Annotated in this window: 7 protein-coding genes and 1 pseudogene; 5 read left to right on the forward strand and 3 right to left on the reverse strand. The window is 69.4% G+C overall.

Features of this window, described 5'->3' with window-relative positions:
* Positions 1–2,257: transglycosylase domain-containing protein (locus GRC12_RS39045; protein ID WP_208785171.1), on the reverse strand; the 2,257-nt coding region annotated here is incomplete at its 3' end.
* A gap of 294 nt (positions 2,258–2,551) precedes the next feature.
* On the opposite strand from GRC12_RS39045, the pseudogene GRC12_RS39050 reads away from it, so the two are divergent.
* The 5 genes and pseudogenes from GRC12_RS39050 to GRC12_RS39070 all read left to right on the forward strand — a co-directional run bounded on the left by GRC12_RS39050 (position 2,552) and on the right by GRC12_RS39070 (position 7,006).
* Positions 2,552–3,133 (forward strand): annotated as a pseudogene (locus GRC12_RS39050) (SPFH domain-containing protein).
* A complete protein-coding gene (locus GRC12_RS39055; protein WP_208785162.1) occupies positions 3,130–3,369 on the forward strand; it encodes a hypothetical protein in 240 nt (79 codons plus the stop codon). Before GRC12_RS39050 ends, GRC12_RS39055 begins: the two are co-directional and overlap by 4 nt.
* A gap of 105 nt (positions 3,370–3,474) precedes the next feature.
* Complete coding sequence (locus GRC12_RS39060) at positions 3,475–3,999, forward strand: PadR family transcriptional regulator (RefSeq protein WP_208785165.1); 525 nt, start codon at positions 3,475–3,477, stop codon at positions 3,997–3,999.
* Entirely contained in the window at positions 3,996–4,682 is a 687-nt protein-coding gene (locus tag GRC12_RS39065; protein WP_208785167.1) for an ABC transporter ATP-binding protein, read from the forward strand. Before GRC12_RS39060 ends, GRC12_RS39065 begins: the two co-directional genes overlap by 4 nt.
* Positions 4,679–7,006, forward strand: coding sequence for an ABC transporter permease (locus tag GRC12_RS39070; RefSeq protein WP_208785169.1), 2,328 nt, complete (start codon positions 4,679–4,681; stop codon positions 7,004–7,006). Before GRC12_RS39065 ends, GRC12_RS39070 begins: the two co-directional genes overlap by 4 nt.
* A gap of 54 nt (positions 7,007–7,060) precedes the next feature.
* Here the strand turns inward: GRC12_RS39070 and GRC12_RS39075 are convergent, their stop codons facing one another.
* Together GRC12_RS39075 and GRC12_RS39080 are read right to left on the reverse strand one after the other, a co-directional pair.
* Positions 7,061–7,489, reverse strand: coding sequence for a hypothetical protein (locus tag GRC12_RS39075; protein WP_133044403.1), 429 nt, complete (start codon positions 7,487–7,489; stop codon positions 7,061–7,063).
* 4 nt (positions 7,490–7,493) lie between these two features.
* Positions 7,494–7,880, reverse strand: a complete 387-nt coding sequence (locus tag GRC12_RS39080) for a roadblock/LC7 domain-containing protein (RefSeq protein WP_207929805.1) — start codon at positions 7,878–7,880, stop codon at positions 7,494–7,496.
* Between the last annotated feature and the right edge of the window lie 134 nt (positions 7,881–8,014).

The following is an 8,014-nucleotide window of genomic DNA, read 5'->3' on the forward strand; positions in this document are numbered from 1 at the left end:
GGGGGTGGGACGGGGTGTTGCTCGGGGTGTTCGACGGGGAGTTGCTGGGCGTGCTCGACGGAGTGTCCGACGGCTGGACCGCGGCGCCCTGGGTGGTGTCCAGTTCGAACTTGGTGACGCTGCCCATCACCCCGAAGGTGTACGCGGCCCAGATCCGGGCCGGGTAGCTGCCACCGTTGATACGGCCGCTCGGACTTCCGGGGACATTGCCCGTGGCGCCCGTCATCGGGACCTGGGCGTGCGACTTGGGGTCCTCGCCGAACAGGCCCACGGAGGTCACCAGGTTCGGCGTGAAGCCGGTGAACCAGGCCGACTTGTTGTTGTCGGACGTACCCGTCTTGCCGGCGACCTGCTGGCCGTCGCGCTCCGGGTTGCTCGCCACCGACGTCTTGGCCGTACCGTCGTCGACCACGCCCGTGAGCACCGAGGTCACCGTGTCGGCGGCCTCGGGGGTGATCACCTGGCCGCCGATCGGGTTCGGGAAGCTGACCGCCTGGTTCTTGCGCTCGGCCGACTTGATGATCGTCGGCGTGACCTTCTTGCCGTGGTTGTCGAGGGTGGCGTAGATGCCGGCCATCTCCATCGGGCTCGCGCCCATGGAGCCCAGCGTCTGCGCGGGAACCGCCTGCATGCCCTTGGTGTCCATGCCGAGCTTGCCGGCGACCGACATCACCTCGTTCATGCCCACGTCGACACCCATCTGCGCGAAGACCGAGTTGACGGAGTCGTTCATCGCCTTCTGGACGGTGATCTTTCCGTAGTTCTGCTTGTCCTCGTTGGGCGGTGCGAAGCCGACCTTGGTGCCGTGGTCGACCACCTGGCGGCCGCTCGTGCCGTCGTAGATGGTGTTCGCGTCGATGGCCCGGCCGTCCTGGGTCTTGGCGCCCGCGTTGAGGGCGGCGGCCAGGATGACCGGCTTGAAGGTGGAGGCAGGCTGGTAGTCCTTGCGGGTCGCGTTGTTCGTGTAGTGGTCGAAGTAGTTCGTGCCGCCGTACAGGGCGACGACCTTGCCCGTCTTCGGGTCGACGGAGACCGCGCCGGCCTGGACGACGCCGTCGACCTTCCGCTTCTTCGCGTTGAGCTTGCTGGTCAGCTGCTGCTTGACCGACTGCGCCAGCGCGTTCTGCTTCTTCTTGTCGATGTTCAGGGTGACGGTCCAGCCGCCCTGGGTCACCAGCGCCTCGGCGTCATTGAGGTTGGAGGCTGTGCCGTTGGCCACGAGCTGCCGCTCCAGCGCCGCGTTGGCCGCGTCCACCAGGTAGCCGGTCTGCCCCTCCATGCCGGGCGCCGCCTTGGGGGCCTTCGGCACCGGGAACTTCAGGGCCTGGCGCGTGCTCGGGTCCAGCCACTTCATCTTGACCATGTTGTCCAGGACGTAGTTCCACCGCGCCTGCGCCAGCTTCTTGCCGGTATCGGTGGCGATCGCCCAGTCGTACTGGTTCGGCGCCTGCAGGAGCGCCGCGAGGTACGCGCCCTCCTGGACCGTCAGCTTCTGCGCGTCCTTGTGGTAGTACGCCTGGGCCGCGGCCTGGATGCCGTAGGCGCCGCGGCCGTAGTAGCTGGTGTTGATGTAGCCGGCGAGGATGTAGTCCTTGGACTTCTGGCGGTCCAGCTTCAGCGAGATGACCAGTTCCTTCAGCTTGCGCGTGACGGTCTGGTTCTGGGTCAGGTAGTAGTTCTTGACGTACTGCTGGGTGATCGTCGAACCGCCCTGCGCGCCCTTGCCGGAGAGCGTGTTGAGCAGGCCTCGGGCCGTGCCCCTCAGGTCGACGCCGGAGTCCTTGTAGAAGGTCTTGTTCTCGGCGGCGACGAAGGTGTGCTGGACGTCCTTGGGGACCTCGGCGAGGTCGACGGTCTCGCGGTTGAGCTTGCCGCTGCGGGTGAGGATCGAGCCGTCGCTGTACTTGTAGACGTTGCTCTGCAGCGTGGCGTCGGCGTTCGCGGCCGGTATGGGGGTCATGACGTACAGCGCGACGAAGGCGCCCATGCCGAGCAGGCAGAGGGCGAAGATCGTGCCGACGATCTTCTTCCAGGTGAAGAGCCGGCGTATGAAGCTCCGGCCGTCCTTGCCCTTCCCCTTGCCCTTGGGCTTGCCCCGGCCCTTGGCCGCCTTGCGGGCCGCCGCCCGGCCGCCGATGACGGTGGGCTCCATCGTGTCCGTGCCGCCCGCCGGCGCCGCCGGTGCGGACGAGCGCGTAGGGGGCGCCGCGCGGCGGCCACCGCGCTGTCGCGCTCGTCTCTCTTCCGCCCGTCCCATGAGTCCGATCCGCTCCGCTTCGTTCATGTGTGCTCACGAGTCACACAGGTTCGCCGCTCAGGTCAGCTCAGAAAGCTAACACCAGGAGATAGGGCAAAGGTCCGTCGATCCGGCCTTTTGCGGGCGTGACAATCAGCACCCGTCCCAAAGGAACCGACGGATCAGAGCGGTTCAGGGTTGCTCCGGAGGGGTAATGTGATATCACCTAGATAGAATCGAGATAGGTAAGAATTCGGCCAATCGGACCGTGAGAGACGTACGAGAACGGGGGACCGTCCATGGCCGCACCTGCGGATGCGGGAGGTCAGCGGGCACTGCATCCGCGGGGCGCTCGCGCTGCTGCTCGGGCTGGTCGGGCTGCTGATCGCCGGCGCGCTGTTCGTGGCCGCCCCGGAGAGTACCGGCTTCGCCGTCGGCGGGTCGTCGTCCTCGTCGCCGCGCTCAGCTCCCTGCGTGGCCTGAACACCGTGGCACCGGGCGAGGCGCGGGTGGTGCAGCTCTTCGGGCGCTACCGGGGGAGGAGCCGCCAGGACGGGCTGCGCTGGGTGAATCCGTTCACTTCACGCGCGAAGATTTCCACCCGTGTACGCAACCACGAGACCGCGGTGCTGAAGGTGAACGACGCCTACGGCAATCCGGTCGAACTGGCCGCCGTGGTGGTCTGGAATGGTGCGTGCGGGCGCCAACGCCGAGGAGATCACCGAGAAGCACGGGGCGGTCGGGATGGTCGAGGCGGCGCTCGCCCGGATCTCCGAGCAGGACATCGTGGAACTGGACGAGGAGCGCAAGGCGGCGATGGTGTCCAATCTGATGGTGGTGCTGTGCGGGGACCGCGCGCCGCAGCCCGTACTCAACACCGGGACCCTCTACCCATGACGGAACCCTCCGAGAGCGCCGCACCCGGGCGCCGGCCGCGGCAGCGCAAGCAGGTGCTGCTGCGGCTGGACCCGGCCGTCCACGAGGCGCTCGCCCGCTGGGCCGGCGACGAACTGCGCTCGGCCAACGCCCAGATCGAGTTCCTGCTGCGCAGGGCGCTGAAGGAGGCGGGGCGCCTTCCCGGGGACGCGGGGCCCCTCCCCAGAAGGGGCCGGCCACCCGCGCCACCCCAGTGACGGACTTGTGACATTCGGCCCTCACCTGCGCTCCCGCACGCCCCGCCATGATCTACACACAGCGCGTATACATGATGCGTATACACGCCGTGTACAGTCCTCGCCATGTCCATCGGTCACACCCTTCTGGGGCTCCTGGAGTCCGGGCCGCGTCACGGTTACGACCTGAAGCGGGCCTTCGACGAGAAGTTCGGTCACGACCGGCCGCTGCACTACGGCCAGGTCTACTCGACGATGTCCCGGCTGCTGAAGAACGGCCTCGTCGAGGTCGACGGCATCGAGGCGGGCGGCGGGCCCGAGCGCAAGCGGTACGCCATCACCAACGCCGGGGTCACCGACGTCGAGCGGTGGCTCGCGACGCCGGAGGCCCCCGAGCCGTACCTGCAGTCGACGCTCTACACCAAGGTCGTCCTCGCGCTGCTGACGCACCGCAACGCGGCCGACATCCTCGACACCCAGCGTGCCGAGCACCTGCGGATGATGCGCATCCTGACGGATCGGAAGAGGAAGGGCGACCTCGCCGACCAGCTCATCTGCGACCATGCCCTCTTCCATCTCGAGGCCGACCTGCGGTGGCTGGAGCTCACCGCGGCGCGTCTCGACAAGCTCGCCGAGGTGGTGGCCAAGTGACTCCCGCCGGTTCCCTGCTGATCGCCGACGACCTGCACAAGGCGTACGGTCCGACGGTCGCCCTCGACGGCGCCGAGTTCTCCATCCACCCGGGCGAGGTCGTCGCCGTGATGGGCCCCTCCGGGTCCGGCAAGTCGACGCTGCTGCACTGCCTCGCCGGGATCGTGCCGTCCGACTCGGGCTCGATCATCTACAACGGGCGCGAGATGGCGACCATGAGCGACGCCGAGCGCAGTGCGCTGCGGCGCTCGGAGTTCGGGTTCGTCTTCCAGTTCGGGCAGCTGGTGCCGGAACTGACCTGCGTCGAGAACGTCGCCCTGCCCCTCAGGCTGAATGGCACCTCCCGCAAGGAGGCCGAGCGGACCGCGCTGACCTGGATGGAGCGCCTCGAGGTCGACGACCTGCGCAAGAAGCGGCCCGGCGAGGTCTCCGGCGGTCAGGGGCAGCGGGTCGCCGTCGCCCGGGCGCTCGTCACCAGCCCGCGCGTGCTGTTCGCCGACGAGCCGACCGGCGCGCTCGACTCGCTCAACGGCGAGCGCGTGATGGACCTGCTGACGGATGCCGCCCGGTCCACCAACGCGGCCGTCGTCCTCGTCACGCACGAGGCGCGGGTGGCCGCCTACTCGGACCGCGAGATCGTCGTACGGGACGGCAAGTCCCGGGACATGGAGCGGGTCGTATGACACTGCGGGGGTGGGCCGGGGATCTGGCCATGGGGGTACGGTTCGCCTTCGCGGGCGGCCGTGAGGGGTGGACGCGGGCCGTGCTGACGGCCGTCGGCGTCGGCCTCGGTGTGGCGTTGCTGCTGCTGACCACGGCGATACCGAGCGCGCTGTCCGCGCGGAACCAACGCGGCACCGACCGGGACGACTTCACGTACAGCGGGAAGGTGCTCCCGAAGGCGGACGACACGCTGATCATCGGCAAGGCCGACACGACGTTCCACAGCAGGGACGTACGGGGGCGGCTGCTGGAGCCGGAGGGGACGCGGTCCCCGCTGCCGCCGGGAGTCGCGAAGTTCCCGGCGAAGGGCGAGATGGTCGTCTCGCCCGCGCTGGAAAAGCTGCTGAAGTCCGATTCGGGCAAGCTTCTGCGGGACCGCCTGCCGTACCGGGTGACCGGGACGATCGGACACTCCGGGATCATCGGGCCCGCCGAACTCGCCTACTACGCGGGCGCGACCGGGCTGGAGAACCATCTCGCCGGTGGCTCCGTCGAGCGGATCGACTACTTCGGTCCCTCCGCCCAGCACCAGCCGGACAAGCTCGACCCGATCCTGCTGCTGCTCATCATGATCATCTTTGTGGTGCTGCTGCTGCCCGTCGGTGTGTTCATCGCGGCCGCGGTGCGCTTCGGCGGCGAGCGCCGCGACCGCAGGCTCGCGGCGCTGCGACTGGTCGGGGCGGACGGGCGGATGGCGCGCCGGATCGCCGGGGGCGAGGCGCTCGCGGGGGCGCTGCTCGGTCTCGTGCTGGGCACCGTCTTCTTCCTGGCCGGGCGGCAGTCGGCGGGGGTGCTCGTGGTTCGGGACATCAGCGTGTTCCCGAGCGACCTCAATCCCTCGCCCGCGCTCGTCGCGCTGGTCGCCGTCGCCGTGCCGGCCGCGGCCGTGCTGGTGACGCTGTTCGCGCTGCGGGGGGTCGTCATCGAACCGCTCGGCGTGGTCCGTACCGCGAAGCCGCCGCGCCGGAGGCTGTGGTGGCGGCTCCTGCTGCCGCTGGGCGGGCTCGGGTTGCTGTACCCGATGGTCGGACAGGGCAACCGCAACGGGGACTTCAACGAGTGGATGGTGATCGGCGGCACCGTCCTGCTGCTGATCGGCGTCACAGCGCTGCTGCCGTGGGTCGTGGAGGCCGTGGTGAACCGGCTCGACGCCGGCGGCGTCTCCTGGCAACTGGCTGTGCGAAGGCTGCAGTTGAGCAGCGGTTCGGCCGCCCGCATGGTCAACGGCATCGCGGTCGCGGTGGCCGGGGCGATCGCCCTGCAGATGCTGTTCTCGGGCGTGCAGCACGACTACGTCAAGGCGACCGCCGACGATCTGCGCCGCGCGCAGCTCCAGATCAACCTGCAGGGCCATGTCGCGCCGGAGCGGCTGCGCACCCAGCTCGCCCGCACCAAGGGCGTGCGCAGCGCGCTGACCCTGGCCACGGGCACGGTGGGTGACCGGGCGAAGGACCCGCAGAACTCGACCGAGGTGGCCGTCGGCAGCTGTGCCGAACTGCGCGAGGTGGCACGGCTGACGTCCTGCCGCGAGGGCGACGTCTTCCGGATCACCGGCCGCGGCGGCGAGTACGACGACGCCGGGAAGTTCGCCAGGCCGGGCACCACCCTGTGGTTCGAGGGGTACAGCGACGCCAGCGACGTGTCGGTGAAGATGCCCGCCGGGATCAAGACGGCCGGAATGCGTGAGGACCCGACCGGCTACGAACGCGGCGGTCTGCTGTTCACCTCGGGCGCGCTGCCCGGGGCCGCCGTGGCCGAGCTGGGCCAGGAAGCGTTCGTCGCGGTGGACTCCTCGGTGCCGGACGCCCGCGAGTACGCGCGCAACACCGCCGCGCGGCTCGATCCACTGGCTGATGTGTACGCCCTGACCGAAGGCAAGGTGGACCTGCAGTTCCGTTCCATCCGCACCGGCCTGTTCGTCGGCGCGACCTGCGTGCTGATGCTGATCGGCGCGAGTCTGCTGGTCTCCCAGCTGGAGCAGTTGCGGGAGCGCAAGAAGCTGCTGTCGTCGCTGGTCGCCTTCGGCACCCGGCGCCGCACGCTGAGCCTGTCGGTGCTGTGGCAGACGGCGGTCCCGATCGGGCTGGGGCTGGCGCTGGCCTCGGTGGTCGGGCTGACCCTGGGCGCGGTGCTGCTGCGGATGACCGGCGAGAGGGTGACCGTCGACTGGGCGAGCGTGCTGTCCATGACGGGCATCGGCGCGTCCGTGGTCCTCGCGGTGACCGTGCTCAGTCTGCCGCCGCTGCTGCGGCTGATGCGCCCGGACGGCCTGCGCACCGAGTAGGCACCTCCCGGCCGCCGGGCCCCTCCCCCTGCGGCGGGGAGGGGCCCGGCCCGTTCACAGGCTGTAGCTCTGCACCACCCGTCGTACCTGCGCGAACAGCATCCCCACGTTGACCGACTTGCGGCAGACGACGACCGCGACGACGTCCTGCTGCTCGTTCATCCGCACGAACAGGTGGGTGAGGTTCTCGCTGTTGACGAGGATCTCCTGGAAGAAGTGGTTCTCGCTCTGCATCCCGCGTCGTTCCTTGAAGACGTCCTCGATCATCACCACCGTGCGGCCCTGGAACAGGTCGAGGGTGGCGCCCGCGAGCAGGTCCAGGACCTCCGGCGGGTGGTTGTCGACCGTCTCGTACGACAGCAGCATGCCGGTCGACATGTCGACGACGCCCGAGGCCACACAGTCGGGCGCGTCCGTACGGAGAGATTTGACCAGGCCCATCACCTGGTCGGAGAAACCGGGGGTCATACGCTTCGTCGCCATCCCTTCAGACTCCTTCAGCCGTCTTGTTCATGAGGATCGAACCGATCCGGTCGAGCGCCGGCTGGGTCGCCCGGTGCAGCCGGTCGACGTCCAGGCCCTCGTCGCCGAGGACGACCATCAGGGCCGTGTCGCCGACGGCGTAGAAGGCGGCACAGCCGTGGCTGCCGTAGGTCACCGTCCGGCGCAGGGTGCCCCGGGCGGTCGCCTGGGCGGTGCGCCGGGCGAGGCCGAGACCGGCCGCGGCGAGCGCGGCGAGTCCCTCCGGGTCGATCGAGTCGGCGGTGTCGGCGGCGATGAGCAGCCCGTCGGACGCCGCGACCGCGGTATCGGTGATGCCGGTCACCTGCTCCCGCAGGCCGCGCATCTCGTGCGCCAGGGCTTCGTGATCCATGTAATCAACTCCTCCTTGCTGCTGGGTATTTGTTCATCCGGGGCTTCCGTTCATCTCGGGCTTCCGTTCCTGAGGCGGAAGAAGCCGCCCGGCCGGCGGCGGGGCAGGTCGACGGGCGACGGCTGCTCGGGCGG

Origin of the sequence: Streptomyces griseorubiginosus, from assembly GCF_017614965.1 — a bacterium.
GTDB lineage: Bacteria > Actinomycetota > Actinomycetes > Streptomycetales > Streptomycetaceae > Streptomyces > Streptomyces griseorubiginosus_B.

Excerpts from the sequence above, each read along its gene's own strand:
- GRC12_RS39060 (WP_208785165.1), top strand. The coding sequence starts at position 3,475 with ATGTCCATCGGTCACACCCTTCTGGGGCTCCTGGAGTCCGGGCCGCGT.
- GRC12_RS39070 (WP_208785169.1), top strand. The coding sequence starts at position 4,679 with ATGACACTGCGGGGGTGGGCCGGGGATCTGGCCATGGGGGTACGGTTC.
- GRC12_RS39080 (WP_207929805.1), bottom strand. The coding sequence starts at position 7,880 with ATGGATCACGAAGCCCTGGCGCACGAGATGCGCGGCCTGCGGGAGCAG.
- GRC12_RS39055 (WP_208785162.1), top strand. The coding sequence starts at position 3,130 with ATGACGGAACCCTCCGAGAGCGCCGCACCCGGGCGCCGGCCGCGGCAG.
- GRC12_RS39075 (WP_133044403.1), bottom strand. The coding sequence starts at position 7,489 with ATGGCGACGAAGCGTATGACCCCCGGTTTCTCCGACCAGGTGATGGGC.